Raw genomic sequence first — 15875 nt, 5'->3', positions numbered from 1 at the left:
AGGCTGCCCGGCTCACCCCCGCCGGGGGTCGAAGGCATCGCGCACCGAGTCGGCGAACAGGTTGGCGGCCAGTACCAGCACGAACATGAAGCAGAACGCGGCGGCCAGCGACCACCACACCATGGGCTCGCGGGCAAGCTCGGCGCGCGCCATGTTGATCATGGTGCCGAAGCTGATCATCGTCGGATCCACGCCGATGCCGATATAGGACAGCACCGCCTCGGCCAGCACCAGCCCGGAGAAATCCATCACCAGCGCGATCAGCACGATGTGCAGCACGTTGGGCAGGATGTGGCGGCGCAGGATGGCCGGGGTTTGCACGCCGAAGGCACGTGCGGCCTGCACGTATTCCAGCTCGCGCAGCTTCAGCGTCTCGCCGCGCAGCAGGCGGCACAGCCCGGTCCAGCTGGTGATGCCGAGGATCAGGCAGAGCGCCAGCAGGCGGGCGTCGGCGCGCTCGGCAGCGGTGGCGAACCATTGCGGGTGGGTGTCGATGACCACCTGCATCATCAGCACCGCGGCGGCGATCAGCAGCACGCCGGGAATGGCGTTGAGCACGGTGTACAGATACTGGATCACGTCGTCCACCCAGCCGCCCAGGTAGCCGGCCATGACCCCCAGCGCCACCGCGAAGGGCAGCATCACCAGCGTGGTCAGCGTGCCGATCACCAGCGCCGTGCGCACACTCTTGAGGGACTGGTAGAACACGTCCTGGCCGACCTTGTCGGTGCCCAGGATGTGGTACCACGGCGCCAGCGCGGCGGCTGCGCAGGCCACCAGCAGGATCGCCGCCAGGGTGAGCAGCACCGTGCGCCAGGCCAGCCCCGTCTCGCCACGCGCCAGCCGGCGCAGCCCCTGCGCGAACGGCTCGCCGGCACGGCGCGCCACGCCGGCGGCCACCAGCAGCGCCAGCGGCACCCACAGCACGGCAGCAACCAGCACGCCGGTGCCCAGGCGGCGCGCGACATCCGCCGCACGCTCGGCATCGGGATCCTGCAGATGCGCCGCGCCATATTCCAGGCGCGGGAAGATGCGCGCCTGCCCGCCTTCCGGCAGCTCCACCGTCTCGCGCGCGTACAGGCGATCCGCGAACGGCGCGGAATAGGTCTTCTCGGTACGCGTGCGCAAGGGTTCGAGCAACACGTCGAGCGCCGACAACACCTCGGACGAATACACCGGCGCGGCATCGGCCGGCGCGCCTTCCACCGCCGGCAGCTGCGGGCGGAAATGCAGGCTGTCGACCACGCCGACCGCCAGGAAGGCCAGCAGCACGGTGGCCGAAGCCATGCCCACCGGGCGCCGCCCCACCTTGCGCCAGGCCGCCGACAGCGGCACGCTGCGGCGCGCGTGCCAGACCGTGCCGGCCGCGGCGAGCAGCAGCAGGAAGAACAGCAGGTCGGTCCACAGCAGCACGGGCTGGAAACTCATGGGCGCCCTACTCCAGCCGTACCCTGGGATCGACCAGGGTGTAGGAGAGGTCGGTGAGGATCAGCCCGACGATGTACAGCACCGAGCCGATGAACACCATGGCACGCACCACGGCGAAATCCTGCGCGCCGATGGCGTCGATGGTGTAGCTGCCCAGGCCGGGAATGCCGAAGAAGGATTCCACCAGCAGGCTGCCCATGAACAGCAGCGGGATCACCACGACCACACCGGTGAGGATGGGGATCATGGCGTTCTTCAGGACGTGGCGGAACAGCACGGCGAGTTCCGACAGCCCCTTGGCGCGCGCGGTGCGCACGTAGTCGCGCGAGATCTCTTCCAGGAAGATGGTGCGGTACCAGCGCACGCTGGAGCCCACCCCGCCGATCACGCTGATCAGCACCGGCAGAATCAGGAAGCGCGCCGCGTCCAGCCCCGGCGCGTAGCCGGAGATCGGCACCAGCGACCATACCTTGGAGACCAGCCACTGCCCGCCGATGATGTAGAACAGGCTGGAGATGGACATCATCGCCACGCAGATCACCACGCCCCAGAAATCCAGGTAGGTGGCGCGGAAGAACACCAGCAGCAGGGCCAGCGACACCGAGACGAACAGGCCGAGCAGGAAGGTGGGCACTGCGATGGCCAGCGACGGCCCCATGCGGTCGCGGATCTCGCGGCCGATGTCGCGTCCGTCGTCGGCCGCGCCGAAGTCGAAGGCGAACATGCGCAGCGACTTGTCGAAGAAGATGGTGTGGGTGAGCTTCTCGGCGCCGGCCGCGTCCGCGTTCCAGAACACCGGCTTGTCGTAGCCGCGCTCCACCTTCCAGCGCTCGATGCCCTCGGCGGTGGCGTGGCGCGCGCCCAGGTTCATGCGGGCCATGTCGTCGGGCGAATTGACCACGAAGAACAACAGAAAGGTGAGCAGATTCACGCCGATCAGGATGGGCAGCGCGTACAGCAGGCGACGGACGATGTAGGCCAGCATCAGCGCCGCCCTCCCCCGGCCGTAGCGCGTTCGTGGCGGCGCCAGTGCGCCAGCGCCGGGGCCACCATGGCAGCCAGCAGCACCGCCAGCACGGCCAGCGGCCACAGCACCGGGCGGTTCCAGGCGGCGCGTGCGGCCTCGCGCGCGGCAGTATCCACGCGCTGGTACTTCAGCGTGCCGCGCACGATGACGCCCGGCTTGCGGTTGTGCACCCAGCCGTGCTGCAGCGAGTAGGCCTTGGGATGGAAGCCGAACAGCCACGGCGCGTCGTGCTGCAGGATGGCCACCATGCGGTCGATGATGGCCTGGCGTTCAGGGCCGTCGGGCATGGCCTTCATCTTCTCGAACAGGCGGTCGTATTCGTCGTTCTGGTAGTTGCCGGCGTTCTGCCCGGAAAACTTCACCTTGCCCTGCGGGCCGTAGAGCAGGAACAGCAGGTTTTCCGGATCCGGGTAGTCGGCGTTCCAGCCCAGGAAGAACAGCTGCGCGTTGCCGGTGCGCAGTTTTTCCTGGAAGCGGTTCCAGTCGGTGGCGCGCACCACGAACTGCACGCCGAGGTCGCGGAACTGCTTGGCCAGCCAGTCCGAGCGTGCCTTGTCGCCCAGCCCGCCCGGTGTGGTGTCCAGGTTGATGATCAGCGCCTCGCCGGTCTGCGCGTTGCGCCCGTTGGGCCAGCCGGCCTCGGCGAGCAGGCGGCGGGCGGCGTCCTTGCCGCGGCGGCTCGGCGCGCCGTCGCGCCATTCGTAGACCACCGGGTTGATGCCCTCCTCGCCCTCGCGCGCGCCGAACAGGCCGGGCGGAATCGGGTGCATGGCCGGCACACCGCGCCCGTTGAGGAAGATGGAGACGAATTCCTCCATGTCCAGCGCGATGGAAATCGCCTGGCGCAGCTTGCGCGCACGCTCGCGCCCGGCCGGCGTGCCGTCGCCGCCGATCAGCGGATCAAGCATGTTGAAGCCCATGTAGAACACCGAGGGCGACACCGAGGTGATCAGCCGGATGCCGCGTTCGCCCATCTCGTCGGACAGCGTCACGTCACCCTGGCTGGTCATGCTCACCGCCTGGTCGAAGTTCTCCGCCGACACGCCGGAGGCGTCGTAATAGCCCTGCAGGAACTTGTTCCAGTACGGAATGCCCTCGCGCTCGCGGGTGAACACCACCTTGTCGATGAAGGGCAAGGCCTTGCCGCAATCGGCCAGCAGGCCGCCCACGGCATCTTCCGGCCCGCCCTCGCAGGGGTAGATATCGCCCCGGTAGTTGGGATTCCTGGCCAGCACCATGCGCGCGTTGGGGTTGTTCTCCGCCAGCATGTAAGGGCCGGTGCCCACCGGCCACCAGTCCAGGGTGAGGTTGCGCTCCGCCATGCCCGGCTGGCCGAAGAAGCGGTCGGCCTCCGGCGGCATTGGGGAGAAGAACGGCATGGTCAGCCAGTACAGGAACTGCGGGTAGTTGCCTTCCAGGCGCACGCGGTAGGTGTGGCGGTCCACCACCTCCACGCCGGGCAGTTCGAAGCGCGTCAGATCCAGCCAGCCCGGCTCGCGACGCGCTTCTTCGGCCAACTGCTCCTGCAGCGTCTTCATCCCGGGGATGTACTCGGCCATCAGTTCGAAGATCGGCGAATGCAGGCGCGGATGGGCGAGCCGCTTGATCTGGTGGACGAAATCGCCTGCTTCCAGCTCACGCGTGCCGGTCTCGGCGAAATCGCCCACCCCGCGCACACCGCGCAGGTCCTCGGGCTGCAGGTCGAGATAGCGCGGCGTGCCGTCCGTGCGTTTGGCGAAGGCCGGATGCGGCTGGTAGAGCACGCCGGGCCGCACGTGGATCTCGTATTCGCTGCGCGCCACCCGCGCGGGATCGGCGTCCGCCGGCAGTTCTCGCCCTTGCGCATCGAACAGGCGCACCAGCGGCAAGTCGGCGGCCGAGCCGGGACGCAGTTGATAGGGGCGCTTCAGATAGTGGTATTCGAGCGGCGGTTCGACGATCTGGTACAGGAAGACCGCCTCGTCCTCGCTGTAGGACTGTACCGGATCCAGGTGCTTGGGGCGTTCCGTGAACGCGGTATACAGAATGTTCCGGCCGCGCTCGGCGGCCGGATAGGGGTCGTTCCACGCTCCGCCGCAGGCGGTCAGCAACAGGAACAGCGGCAGGAGCAGGCCCACGCGGCGATTCATGGCGGGCATTCTAACGCGCAGCTGTGCGGCGATGACGGCGAGAAGCCGATCACCAGCGCATTTCCATGCTCGCGCATCGGCTATAATCGCGCGCTTGATCACTGGAGAAATATCGACGATGGGCTTTCTTGCAGGCAAACGCATCCTGATCACCGGGTTGCTGAGCAATCGCTCGATTGCATACGGCATCGCCAAGGCCATGCACCGTGAAGGCGCCGAACTGGCCTTCACGTATCAGAACGAGCGCTTCCAGGAGCGGGTGGCGAAGATGGCGGCCGAGTTCGGCAGTTCGCTGGTGCTGCCTTGCGACGTGCAGGAAGACGCGCAGATCACCGCCCTGTTCGAGCAGCTCGGACAACACTGGGACGGCCTCGACGCCCTGGTGCACTCGATCGCCTACGCGCCCACCGACGCGCTGGAAGGCGACTTCCTCGACGGTTTCTCGCGCGAGGCCTTCCGCATCTCGCAGGACGTCTCCGCCTACAGCTTCCCGGCGCTCGCCAAGGCCGCCCGCCCGCTGATGAAGGGCCGCAACGGCGCGCTGCTGACGCTGTCCTATCTGGGCGCGGTGCGCACCATGCCCAACTACAACATCATGGGGATGGCCAAGGCCAGCCTGGAAGCCTCGGTGCGCTACCTGGCCGTCTGCCTGGGGCCGGAAGGCATCCGCGCCAACGCGATCTCCGCCGGCCCGATCAAGACCCTGGCGGCCTCGGGCATCGGCAGCTTCGGCAAGCTGCTGTCGTTCAACGAGCGCAACGCCCCGCTGCGCCGCAACGTGACCATCGAGGAAGTCGGCAACGCCGCCGCCTTCCTCTGTTCTGATCTGGCCAGCGGCATCACCGGCGAGATCATGTACGTGGATGGCGGCTTCAACACCACCGCGCTGGGCAACCCGGACCAGGGCTGAACCCGGCCCGTTCCCCCAATGCAAAACGCCCGGCACGTGCCGGGCGTTTTTGTTTTCTGACGCACAGGCCGCGGGGCCCGTGCGTCGATGCGGAGAATTTACTGCTGCTGCGCGGCGCGCAGCGTCGACTCGCGCACCTCGACCTTGTAGCGCTCGCGCAGCAGGCTCAGGAAGGCGGCGAAATCGCGCTCGGCCAGCAGCTGGGCGTACTGTCCGCCGATCATTCCGACGCGCGGATCGTCCTCCGCCAGTTCCGGGCGGGTGACCGTCTCGATGCGGTACAGCGCATAGCCGCTGCCCGGCACCGTCACGCCGACATGCGCCGGCAGATTGGTGGAGGGCGCGCCGAACACCGCGTGCAGCGCATCCTGGGTGAGCGAGGCGGTGGCGCGCTGCAGGGTGGCGGACGGCCCCCATTCACGCACCGGCTGCTCGCCGCGTTCCAGGGCGGCCAGCACGGCTTCGCCATCCTCGCGGGCCAGGCGCTCGGCCTCGGCCTCGCGCAGTTCGCCCTCGATGCCCGCGCGCACTTCCTCGAAGGGCAAACGGCGCGCGGCCTGATGATCGATCACCCGGGCGGCCACCAGCACGCTGGGCGCCACCTCCACCGCGTCCACATTGCGGCGCGCGTTGACCGACTCGTCGGAGAACAGCGCCTCGACCAGGCGTTCGCTGTTGTACGGGCCGACCGCAGCGGAGTTGCGCGCGATCCAGTCGGTCTGCTGCACCTGCAGGCCCAGCAGTTCAGCGGCCGGCGCCAGGCTGTCGGCCTGCTCGTAGACCGTGTTGGCGAACTGCTCGGCCAGTTCGGCGTAGCGCTGGCCGGCGCGCTGGCGCTTGAGTTCTTCCTCGATCTCGCCGCGCACCTCGGCCAGCGGGCGCTGCTGCGGCGCGCGGATGTCGGTGACCTGGATGATGTGATAGCCGAAGTCCGAACGCACCGGGTCGAGCACCTCGTCCTTGGCCGCGCCGAACACCGCATCCTCGAAGGGCTTGACCATCACGCCGCGGCCGAAGAAACCCAGATCGCCGCCGCGCGAGGCGGAGCCGGTATCCACCGAGTTCTCACGCGCCAGCGCCTCGAAACGGCCCGGCTCCTTGCGCACCTGCTCGGTGAGCTGTTCGGCGCGCGCGTGGGTTTCGGCAAGCTGCTGCTCGCTCGCGTCGGGACCCAGTTCCAGCAGGATGTGGCGGGCGCGGCGCTCTTCCGGCACGCCGTAGCGCTCGGCGCTGCTCTCGTAGGCCTGGCGGATGTCGTCCTCGGAAACCTCCAGCTGGGAGAGCAGCGCGCTTTCGTCGAAGGCCAGGTACTCGGCCTTCACGCGCGCCGGCTGCTCGAAGCGCTCCGGGTTGGCGTCGTAAAAGGCGCGCACGGCCTCTTCGCCCACCTTGGCGTGGTCCAGGTACTCGGCGGCCGGGAAGGCCATTTCGCGCACCTCGCGCTCCTCGCCCTGGGAGAGCAGGAAGCGGCGCGCGGATTCGGTGGCGACGAAGGACGCATCGCTGACCGCCATGGCCATCTGCTGCACGCGCAGGTCCTGGCTGAGACGGCTCTCGAAGGTGGCCGGATTCATGCCCTGGCCGCGCAGCACGGCTTCGTAGCGCTGCATGGAGAACTGTCCGTTGTCCTGGAAGGCGGGCACTTCGAAGATGGTCGATTGCAGTTGCTGCGGGGTGACCACCAGGCGATGCTCGGCGGCATGCAGGGCGAGCAGGCGCTGATTGATCAGGTTGTCCAGCACCGCGCGGCGCAGTTCCGGCGAATCGAGCAGACTGCGGTCGAACTGCGCGCCCATCGATTCGCGCAGGCGGTCCTGCTGGGTGCGCAGCGCCTCGTCGAATTCGAAGGCGTAGATCTTCGAATCGCCGACCACCGCCACCTCGTTGCCGGCGGGCCCGTCGGCAAAATAGGCGTCCATGCCGAAGAACGCGAAAGGCACGATCAGGAGCGCCAGGATGATCTGGGCGAAACGTTTGTTTTTGCGGACTGCCTCGAACATCTTGATTCCCGTGAAATCCGTGGAAAGGGCTACGCGCCGGATTGCGCCGCGCGCGGTCAAGCGGGCAATTATCGCATCAGCCGCACATCTAGGCCAGAATGCGGCCGGCCCGCGCGTTCCATGCACACGGCGCACGGACCGGGGGGCGCCCGCCCGCTATAATCCGTTGACATGCGCCACCCGCTGATCATCTCTTCCCTGCTGGCCGTCGTCTATGCCTTGTTCGGCTGGGTGTCGCTGAAATTCGCCATTCCACCCGGTTATTCCGTTCCGTTTTTTCCCTCCTCCGGCATCGCCCTGGCCGCATTGTTGATCTTCGGCCGTCGCCATGTCGGCGGCGTGGTGGCCGGCTCGCTGGCCGTGCTGATCCTGTTCGCCATTCAGACCGTGCCGCTCGCCGACCTGCCCTGGCCGGTGTTCGTGGTGCCGCTGTTCGCCGGCATGCAGGCGCTCACCGGAGTGTGGCTGACCCGCCGCCTGGTGGGCTGGCCCAACGCGCTCGACGCGCCGGGATCGATCCTGCGCTTCATGACCATGGTGGCGCCGCTCGGCTGCCTGGTGAGCGCCAGCGCGGCGGTGCCGCTGCTCGTCCACGCCGGGCTGATGCCGTCCGACGAAGCGCTGTTCAACTGGTGGAGCTGGTGGCTGGGCGATACCCTGGGCGTCCTGGTGTTCTCACCGCTGATGTTCGTCCTCTTCGGCCGGCCCGTGGAAGACTGGCAGCCGCGCCGGCTGGCGGTGGCCCTGCCGCTGGCCGTCGCGCTGTTGATCACCGGCGTGGCGCTGCTGCAGATCCGCCACTGGGAATACCTGCGCATCCAGGCGCACTTCAACCGCGACAGCGAGCATCTCGCCAGTCTGGTGCGCAAGCGCCTGGACGCGCAGATCGACATGATCCTCGCCGTGCAGCAGTTCATGGCTGCCTCCGATCACGTCGACCGGCGCGATTTCCACGATTTCGTCACCCCCTGGCTGCAGCGCTACCCGGGCACGCAGAATTTCGGCTGGAGTCCGCTCGTCGAGCACTCCCAGCGCCCATCCTTCGAAGAAACGGTACGCGAGGCGCACGGCGACGGCTTTGCCATCTTCGACCGCATGCCGGGGGGAGAGACCTTCCCGGCGAGCGAGGCCCCCCTCTATCTGCCCATCGTCTTCGTCGAACCGTTCGGAGCGAACCGTTCGGTTTACGGACTCAACCCCCTCTCGCTGCCGGCAACCGCGCTGGCCATCGAACGCTCGCGCACGCACGGCCTGCCGGTGGCCACGGAAGGCATCCATCTGGTGCAGGAAAACGCCACGCAACGCGGCGTGGTGATCTATCAGGCGGTCTTCGAGCGCCCGCGCGACGGCATGCAGCCGGCCATGCTCGGGATGATCTCCGCAGTGTTCCGCATGGACGACACCCTGGATGCCATTCTCGGCGAGGCGTCCCCAGGCACCGTGGAAATGTGCCTGATCGACCTCGCCGGCACGCCCGGCAACCGCCGCCTGTACGGCCCGGAAGGCTGCGAGGCGGGGGATCGTCCGGCCCCGCAGGTCAGCCGTGCGGTACCAGTCTCGTTCGCCGGACGCGAATGGCAGATCCTCATGCACGGCAGCCAAAGCTACGTCAATGCACTGCGCGGCTGGGAAGCCTGGGCCGCAGTGGTCTTCGGACTTTCCACCCTCGGCATGCTGGGCGCCTTCCTGCTGATGAGCAGCGGCCACACGCGACAGATCTCCCGGCTCATCGACCGGCGCACCGCCGAACTGGCGCACGCCACGCAGGAACTGCGCGACCAGCGCGCCGCGCTCGACCGCGCCCAGCGCATCGCCCGCCTGGGCAGCTGGGAATGCGAACCGGATGGCAGCGCCCTGATCTGCTCCGACGGCCTCGCCAGCCTGCTCGGCCCGCCCCACAGCCGCCTGCCGGGCACGCTGGAAGCCTTGCTCGGCAGCTTCGAGGAACAGAGCCGCGACGCCCTGCACCAGGCCATCGCCGCCACCCTGGAAGCACCGGGCGAACGAGCCATGGATTGCCACCTGCAGGATTCTCCGCACCGCACCGCGCACGTGCAGATCGAAGCCGAATGGCGCAACGGCCGCCCGCTGCGCCTGCGCGGCACCGTGCAGGACATCACCGCCACGCGCCAGGCCGAGGCGCACATCCAGCATCTGGCCCACTACGACACCCTCACCGGCCTGCCCAACCGCAGCCTGTGGCTCAAGCAGGCACAGGCCGCGCTGGCCGAGACCAAGGCGCGCGCCGGCATGCTGGGCGTGCTGTTCCTCGATCTCGACCACTTCAAGACGATCAACGACTCGCTCGGCCACCCGGTCGGTGACCGCCTGCTCGCCACCGTGGCACGTCGTCTGTCAGGCTGCCTGCACGACGAAGACGTGCTCGCCCGCCTCGGCGGCGACGAATTCGTCGCCCTGCTTCCCCATCTCGGCCAGCCCGAGGACGCTGCACTGGTCGCGCACCGCATGCTCGCCACGCTGGCCGAACCGATCGACATCGACGGCCACGAACTGCGCCCCTCGGTCAGCATCGGCATCGCCCTGTATCCGGCTGACGGCGACGACGTCGACACCCTGCTCAAGCACGCCGACACGGCGATGTACGGCGCCAAGGAGGCCGGGCGCAGCAACTACCTGTTCTTCGTGCCGGAAATGAACGTGCGCGTGTTCGAACGTCTGGTGCTGGAAAGCGCCTTGCGCCGCGCCATCGAGCGCGACGAACTCACCCTGCACTACCAGCCCCAGGTCAGCGTGGCCGACGGCCGCCTGGTGGGCTGCGAGGCCCTGGTGCGCTGGCAGCATCCGGACATGGGGCAGGTGCTGCCCGGCCAGTTCATCCCGGTGGCCGAGGATTCCGGCCTGATCGTGCCGCTCGGCGAATGGGTGCTGCGCCAGGCCTGCCGCCAGCAGGTGACCTGGGCCGGCGCCGGGCTCGGCTGGCTGGTCGTCGCGGTCAACATCTCCGCGCTGCAGTTCCGCCGCGCAGACTTCACCCAGCAGGTCGTGGCCATCCTGCGCGAAACCGGCGCGGCCCCCCAACGCATCGAACTGGAAATCACCGAAAGCGCGCTGATGCAGCCCACCGATGCCCTGCACGAACGCCTGCTCGAACTCGGCCGCCTGGGCCTCAAGCTGGCGCTGGACGATTTCGGCACCGGCTACTCCAGCCTGTCCTATCTGAAGCGCCTGCCGATCAGCCGCCTGAAGATCGACCGCTCCTTCATCATGGACCTGCCCGGCGACCATGAGGACGCCGCGGTGGCCTCCGCCACCCTCTCCCTGGCGCGCGACCTCGGGCTGGACGTGGTGGCCGAGGGCGTGGAGCACGCGGAACAGCTCGCCTGGCTGCATGCGCGCGGCTGCGACAGTGTGCAGGGTTTCCTGTTCTCCCGCCCGCTGCCGGTCGCCGAATTCGAAACCTGGGCCGCCCGCCACGCAGCCGCGCCGGCCACGCCCGGCAAGTCCTGAGAACCCGGCCACGGCCGTTTCATGGGGCCCGTTGCCCCACAGCCAGCCGTATCAGTGCGGCCGGTTGGCCTGCCGCCAGCCCACCACCGCCTGCGCGGCATGCGCCATCGTCGCATCGCGCGTCCCGGCCGGCAGTTCGCGCATCAAGGCGGCGAACAAGGCTTCGGTGGCCTCGCGCGCCGTGCCCTCGGCGGCCAGCCCGTGCGCCAGGCACTGGATCTGGATGTGCGCCAGCGCATCGGCCACCAGGCGCCAGCCCAGCTCCGGCATCTCGCGCGCCACCGCCAACAGCACGCCGCCCAGTTCGCCCGCCAGGCGCAGCGCCTCTTCGCGCTCCCCGGCGGCGATGGCGCCGTGCCACAGCGCCAGGTGGATGGCGCGGCGCAGATCCACCTTGAAATCGATGGCATGGTGCTCGGCTGCGCCGAGCGCCTCGAACTGGGTCAGAAAGCGCGCCTCCGCGCACTCGTCGAGCGCGGTGCGCAGGGCGCCGACCAGTTCGCTCAAGCCCGGCAGCGCGTTGAGCCCGTAGGCGCGGCTGTAGGCCACACCCCACTGATCCAGCCCGTTCAGCAGCATCGCCAGGCGCAGTGCGGTGCCATCCTCGCCCTGCCCGGCCGCAGCCCAGTTGCCCAGCGCGGCACGCAGTTCTCCCACACCGGACTCGCGTTGCGCATCATCGGCTTCCAGGGTCAGGCGGAACACCTGGGCAAAGGCGTCCTGCGCCATGCGCGCGGCGCGGCGCTGCTCTTCGGACGAGGCCAGCGCGGCGAGCGGATCGGCGGGGATGGGGGACGCGGCGTCCTGGGTCATGAGCGGGCTTCCTCGGCGAAAAAGGCCGCCATTGTGCCGCCCCGCCGCCATGCAGGGCAAACCGGCGGCAGGGCTCAGCCCGCTACGGGCTCGGCTTCCGCCGCCTCCAGCACACCGGCTTTCATGCGCAGGCGCCGCCCGCAGCGCGCCGCCAGCATCTCGTCGTGGGTCACCAGGATCAGCGTGGTGCCGGCCTCGCGGTTGAGCGCGAACATCAGCTCGATGACCGCCGCGCCGGTGGCCGCGTCCAGGTTGCCGGTGGGCTCATCGGCGAGCAGCAGGCGCGGATTGCTGGCGAAGGCGCGCGCCAGGGCCACGCGCTGCTGTTCGCCGCCGGAAAGATGCTTGGGGTAATGCGTGGTGCGCCCGCCCAGGCCCACGCGCTCCAGCCACTGCAGGGCCGTTTCGCGCGCGTTCGACGCGCCGGCCAGCTCCAGCGGCAGCATGACGTTTTCCAGTGCGGTCAGCGCCGGCAGCAACTGGAAGGACTGGAACACGAAGCCCACCGACTCGCCGCGCAGCGCGGCGCGCGCGTCTTCGTCCAGCGCGAACAGATCCGTGCCGAGGATGCGCACGCTGCCCGCGCTGGGAACGTCCAGCCCGGCGAGCAATCCCAGCAGCGTGGATTTGCCCGAGCCCGAGGCGCCGACGATGGCCACGGATTCGCCCGGGCCCACCGAAAAACCGATCTCGCGCAAAATGCGCAACTCGCCCTGGCCGTCGGCCAGTTCCACCGTCTTGCACAGACCGTCCACTTCGAGGACGGGAGGGGAAAACTCGATGCCGCTTCGATCCATGGTGCTCTTCTTGTTCGTCCTGTTTTCCGGCGCCGCGCAGGCGGCGACGATCCTGGTATGGGGCGACAGCCTGTCGGCCGGCTACGGCCTGCGCAGCGAAGAAGCCTGGCCCACCCTGCTGCAGACGCGCCTGACGCGCGAAGGGTTCCCGCACCAGGTGGTCAATGGCAGCGTCAGCGGCGAAACCTCGGCCGGCGGACGCTCCCGCCTGCCCGCCGCGCTGGAACACCACCGCCCCGAAGTGGTGATCCTCGAGCTGGGCGGCAACGACGGCCTGCGCGGCCTGCCGCCGGCACAACTGGCCGACAACCTGGGCGCCATGGTCGATGCCGCGCAGGCTGCCGGCGCCCGCGTGCTGGTGGTCGGCATGCAGATGCCGCCCAACTACGGCCCGGCCTACACCCGGCGCTTCGCCGCCACCTTCGGGGAAGTGGCCGGCGCGCGCGGCGCGGCGCTGCTGCCCTTCCTGCTCGAAGGCTTCGCCGAACGCCGCGAACTGTTCCAGGCCGACGGCATCCATCCCACCGCCGAAGCCCAGCCGCTGATCGTCGACAACGTCTGGCCTCACCTCGTCCCGCTGCTCGACAAGGCCGGACGCTGAACGCGTGGCCGGCGCTCAGCGCACCTGGATGCCGGCGCTGCCGGCCACCAATTGGCCGATCACCCGCGCCTCGCTGCCCTGCATCTCGCGCACGGCGGCCAGCACGGCATCCACCGCGCCGGATGCAGCGGCAACCAGCAGGCCGCCGCTGGTCTGCGGGTCGGTGATCAGCTTGCGCTGCCATTCGGGCGTGTCGGCCGGCAGATGCACCGCTTCGCCGTAGCTCGCCCAGTTGCGCGTGGACGCGCCGGTGGCGACGCCTTCCCGGACCAGGCGTTCGGCCTCGTCGATCAGCGGCAGGTCGGCGAACGCCAGTTCCGCGCCCAGTTGCGAGGCACGGCAGACCTCCAGCAGATGGCCGGCCAGGCCGAAGCCGGTCACGTCGGTCATCGCATGCACGCCGTCGATGCCGGCCAGGCGCTCGCCCACGCGGTTCAGCGTGGTCGTCCAGCGCACCATCTCGGCATAGCCCTGCGGTGACAGGATGCCCTTCTTCAGGCCGGCGGAGAGGATGCCCACGCCCAGCGGCTTGGTGAGAATCAGCACATCGCCGGCAAGCGCACCGGCATTGGTCTTGACCTGCGCGGGGTCGACCACACCCAGGCCGACCAGCCCGTAGATCGGCTCCAGCACGTCGATGGAATGCCCGCCGGCGAGCGGAATGCCCGCGTCGCGGCACACCGATGCGCCGCCTTCCAGAATCCGTCCAATCACCTCCGGCGGCAGCTTGTCGATGGGCATGCCGACGACGGCCAGCGCCAGGATGGGCCGCGCGCCCATCGCGTAGACATCGGACAGCGCGTTGGTCGCCGCGATGCGGCCGAAATCGTGGGGGTCGTCGACGATCGGGGTGAAGAAATCGGTGGTCGCCACCACCGCCTGGCGGTCGTTCAGGCGATACACCGCCGCGTCGTCGGCATGCTCGGTGCCCACCAGCAGCTCAGGCGGCACCAACCCGGCCGGCATTCTGGAGAGCAGGCCGGAAAGCACCGCCGGGGCGATTTTGCAGCCGCAGCCGCCACCGTGGGAAAATTGCGTGAGTTTGATCGAATCCATGAAATCCAGCCGAAGGACGGCGCCGCTGAAAGGGCGCCGCAAGCAATGAAAAAAGGCCTTGCGACCGTAGCACAGCACTCCGACTTTGACGAGATCATCGACGCCCGCACGCCGGCCGAGTTCGCCGAGGATCACCTGCCCGGCGCGATCAACCTGCCGGTGCTCGACAACCAGCAGCGCATCGTCGTCGGCACCTGCTACAAGCAGCAGTCGCCCTTCGAAGCCCGCCGCATCGGCGCGGCGATGGTCATGGAAAACCTGGCCCGCCACCTCTCCGGCCCGCTCGCCGACAAGCCCAAGAACTGGCGCCCCCTGGTGTATTGCTGGCGCGGCGGCCTGCGCAGCGGCACCTTCGTCACCTGGCTGCGCACCGTGGGCTGGAACGCCCATCAGATGGAGGGCGGCTACAAGGCCTGGCGGCGCATGGTGGTCGAGGAGATTGAACAGCGCTGCGCCGCGCTCGACCTGCGGGTGATCTGCGGGCCCACCGGCAGCGCCAAGACCCGCGTGCTGGAAGCGCTCGCCCGGCACGGCGCGCAGGTCATCGACCTGGAAGGGCTGGCCGCGCATCGCGGCTCGGTGCTCGGCGCCCTGCCCGACCGCCCGCAGCCCTCGCAGAAAGCCTTCGAAACCGCGCTGTTCTCCACGCTGCACGCCCTCGACCCCGCACGCCCGGTGTTCATCGAGGCGGAAAGCCGCAAGATCGGCCAGTTGCACGTGCCCGAAACGCTGATCGGCCGCATGCGCGCCAGCCCCTGCGTGGCCATCGAAGCCAGCCGCGCGGCGCGCCTGGAGTTCCTGCTGCGCGACTATGCCTGGCTGGGCGACGACCCCGTCCGCCTGCAGGCCAGCCTGGGCCGCCTGAAAGGATTGCAGAGCAACGAAACGCTGGAGCGCTGGAACGATCTGGCGGCCCGGTGCGATCTGTCCGCGCTGTTCGCCGAACTGATCGACCTGCACTACGACCCGCTGTACCGCCGCTCGCAGGGCCAGCATTTCACCCGGCTGGAAGGCGCCGCGGCAATCGAATGCGATACGCTGGACTCGGCGGGCATCGACCGGGTAGCCGGCGCCATCCTGGAAAGAACGACCCGGCAGTAAGCTTCTAAGACAGAAGCGCCGGCCCGGCCCCGCGCAGCGCACAGATGCGCTGCACCACAGCCGGGCGTGGATCGCCCAGTTCGCCCTGCTCGAAGGCCACCACGGTGAAACCCTCGTTCACGCGCTCCAGCAATTCTCCCGGGCGCAGCAGGAAGTCCGGGCTGGACGGCTTGCCGAAGCGCTCATTGCCCTGCATGAAGGTCTCATAGATCAGCACGCCGCCGGGCGCCACGCAGGCGAGCAGATCGGCGAAGCGCGGACGGTGCAGGTAGTTGGTCACCACGATGCCGTCGAAACGCTCGCCGGCATACGGCCACGGGCCGCCCTCCAGATCGGCGTGGCGCGTGCGCACCCCGGCCACGTCCGCAAGCGCGGCGAGTACCTGTTCATTGCGATCCACCGCCTCCACCGCCTGGCCGCGCGCGGCCAGCCAGCGCGCGTGGCGCCCGCCGCCGCAGGCCAGATCCAGCACGCGGCCGCCGGGGCGGATCAGCGCGGCGAAGCGTGTAACCCAAGGCGAAGGTTCACCGATGGCGTGCATGCCG

12 protein-coding genes are annotated in these 15875 nt (G+C 69.0%); 4 read left to right on the top strand and 8 right to left on the bottom strand.

Features of this window, described 5'->3' with window-relative positions:
* Positions 1–12: 12 nt before the first annotated feature.
* The 3 genes from E6C76_RS03555 to E6C76_RS03545 are packed head-to-tail and all read right to left on the bottom strand — an operon-like array spanning position 13 to position 4584.
* Positions 13–1428 (bottom strand): ABC transporter permease, encoded by a 1416-nt coding sequence (locus tag E6C76_RS03555; protein WP_136346861.1) that lies wholly within the window; start codon positions 1426–1428, stop codon positions 13–15.
* A 7-nt stretch (positions 1429–1435) separates the two neighbouring features.
* Complete coding sequence (locus tag E6C76_RS03550) at positions 1436–2413, bottom strand: ABC transporter permease (RefSeq protein WP_136346860.1); 978 nt, start codon at positions 2411–2413, stop codon at positions 1436–1438.
* Entirely contained in the window at positions 2413–4584 is a 2172-nt protein-coding gene (locus E6C76_RS03545; protein WP_136346859.1) for an ABC transporter substrate-binding protein, read from the bottom strand. Before E6C76_RS03545 ends, E6C76_RS03550 begins: the two co-directional genes overlap by 1 nt.
* Before the next feature lie 118 nt (positions 4585–4702).
* Here E6C76_RS03545 and fabI point away from each other — a divergent pair, with 118 nt between their 5' ends.
* Positions 4703–5494, top strand: coding sequence for an enoyl-ACP reductase FabI (gene fabI, locus E6C76_RS03540; protein WP_136346858.1), 792 nt, complete (start codon positions 4703–4705; stop codon positions 5492–5494).
* 98 nt (positions 5495–5592) lie between these two features.
* Here the strand turns inward: fabI and E6C76_RS03535 are convergent, their stop codons facing one another.
* A complete protein-coding gene (locus E6C76_RS03535; RefSeq protein WP_136346857.1) occupies positions 5593–7494 on the bottom strand; it encodes a SurA N-terminal domain-containing protein in 1902 nt (633 codons plus the stop codon).
* Between the two features lie 171 nt (positions 7495–7665).
* Here E6C76_RS03535 and E6C76_RS03530 point away from each other — a divergent pair, with 171 nt between their 5' ends.
* A complete protein-coding gene (locus E6C76_RS03530) occupies positions 7666–10962 on the top strand; it encodes an EAL domain-containing protein (RefSeq protein WP_136346856.1) in 3297 nt (1098 codons plus the stop codon).
* A gap of 51 nt (positions 10963–11013) precedes the next feature.
* On the opposite strand, the gene E6C76_RS03525 is transcribed toward E6C76_RS03530, so the two are convergent.
* Both E6C76_RS03525 and E6C76_RS03520 read right to left on the bottom strand, forming a co-directional pair.
* Positions 11014–11775, bottom strand: a complete 762-nt coding sequence (locus tag E6C76_RS03525; RefSeq protein WP_136346855.1) for a hypothetical protein — start codon at positions 11773–11775, stop codon at positions 11014–11016.
* A gap of 74 nt (positions 11776–11849) precedes the next feature.
* Positions 11850–12572 (bottom strand): ABC transporter ATP-binding protein, encoded by a 723-nt coding sequence (locus E6C76_RS03520; protein ID WP_136346854.1) that lies wholly within the window; start codon positions 12570–12572, stop codon positions 11850–11852.
* Between E6C76_RS03520 and E6C76_RS03515 the strand changes: the two genes are divergently transcribed.
* Complete coding sequence (locus E6C76_RS03515) at positions 12556–13173, top strand: arylesterase (RefSeq protein WP_136346853.1); 618 nt, start codon at positions 12556–12558, stop codon at positions 13171–13173. The two genes, E6C76_RS03520 and E6C76_RS03515, sit on opposite strands and share 17 nt — an antisense overlap.
* A 15-nt stretch (positions 13174–13188) precedes the next feature.
* On the opposite strand, the gene selD is transcribed toward E6C76_RS03515, so the two are convergent.
* On the bottom strand, positions 13189–14229 hold the full coding sequence (selD, locus tag E6C76_RS03510) for a selenide, water dikinase SelD (protein WP_136346852.1): 1041 nt from the start codon (positions 14227–14229) through the stop codon (positions 13189–13191).
* 45 nt (positions 14230–14274) lie between these two features.
* Between selD and mnmH the strand changes: the two genes are divergently transcribed.
* Entirely contained in the window at positions 14275–15330 is a 1056-nt protein-coding gene (gene mnmH, locus E6C76_RS03505; protein WP_136346851.1) for a tRNA 2-selenouridine(34) synthase MnmH, read from the top strand.
* A 4-nt stretch (positions 15331–15334) separates the two neighbouring features.
* Here the strand turns inward: mnmH and E6C76_RS03500 are convergent, their stop codons facing one another.
* On the bottom strand, positions 15335–15871 hold the full coding sequence (locus tag E6C76_RS03500; RefSeq protein WP_136346850.1) for a class I SAM-dependent methyltransferase: 537 nt from the start codon (positions 15869–15871) through the stop codon (positions 15335–15337).
* Between the last annotated feature and the right edge of the window lie 4 nt (positions 15872–15875).

This window comes from Pseudothauera nasutitermitis, assembly GCF_004801295.1.
GTDB classification, from domain to species: domain Bacteria; phylum Pseudomonadota; class Gammaproteobacteria; order Burkholderiales; family Rhodocyclaceae; genus Pseudothauera; species Pseudothauera nasutitermitis.
This window is presented reverse-complemented; position numbering and strand designations above follow the sequence as displayed.

What these genes read in the sequence shown, in the direction of transcription:
- E6C76_RS03555 (WP_136346861.1), bottom strand. Translation starts at nt 1,428, where the DNA reads ATGAGTTTCCAGCCCGTGCTGCTGTGGACCGACCTGCTGTTCTTCCTG.
- E6C76_RS03550 (WP_136346860.1), bottom strand. Translation starts at nt 2,413, where the DNA reads ATGCTGGCCTACATCGTCCGTCGCCTGCTGTACGCGCTGCCCATCCTG.
- E6C76_RS03545 (WP_136346859.1), bottom strand. Translation starts at nt 4,584, where the DNA reads ATGAATCGCCGCGTGGGCCTGCTCCTGCCGCTGTTCCTGTTGCTGACC.
- fabI (WP_136346858.1), top strand. Translation starts at nt 4,703, where the DNA reads ATGGGCTTTCTTGCAGGCAAACGCATCCTGATCACCGGGTTGCTGAGC.
- E6C76_RS03535 (WP_136346857.1), bottom strand. Translation starts at nt 7,494, where the DNA reads ATGTTCGAGGCAGTCCGCAAAAACAAACGTTTCGCCCAGATCATCCTG.
- E6C76_RS03530 (WP_136346856.1), top strand. Translation starts at nt 7,666, where the DNA reads ATGCGCCACCCGCTGATCATCTCTTCCCTGCTGGCCGTCGTCTATGCC.
- E6C76_RS03525 (WP_136346855.1), bottom strand. Translation starts at nt 11,775, where the DNA reads ATGACCCAGGACGCCGCGTCCCCCATCCCCGCCGATCCGCTCGCCGCG.
- E6C76_RS03515 (WP_136346853.1), top strand. Translation starts at nt 12,556, where the DNA reads ATGCCGCTTCGATCCATGGTGCTCTTCTTGTTCGTCCTGTTTTCCGGC.
- E6C76_RS03520 (WP_136346854.1), bottom strand. Translation starts at nt 12,572, where the DNA reads ATGGATCGAAGCGGCATCGAGTTTTCCCCTCCCGTCCTCGAAGTGGAC.
- selD (WP_136346852.1), bottom strand. Translation starts at nt 14,229, where the DNA reads ATGGATTCGATCAAACTCACGCAATTTTCCCACGGTGGCGGCTGCGGC.
- mnmH (WP_136346851.1), top strand. Translation starts at nt 14,275, where the DNA reads ATGAAAAAAGGCCTTGCGACCGTAGCACAGCACTCCGACTTTGACGAG.
- E6C76_RS03500 (WP_136346850.1), bottom strand. Translation starts at nt 15,871, where the DNA reads ATGCACGCCATCGGTGAACCTTCGCCTTGGGTTACACGCTTCGCCGCG.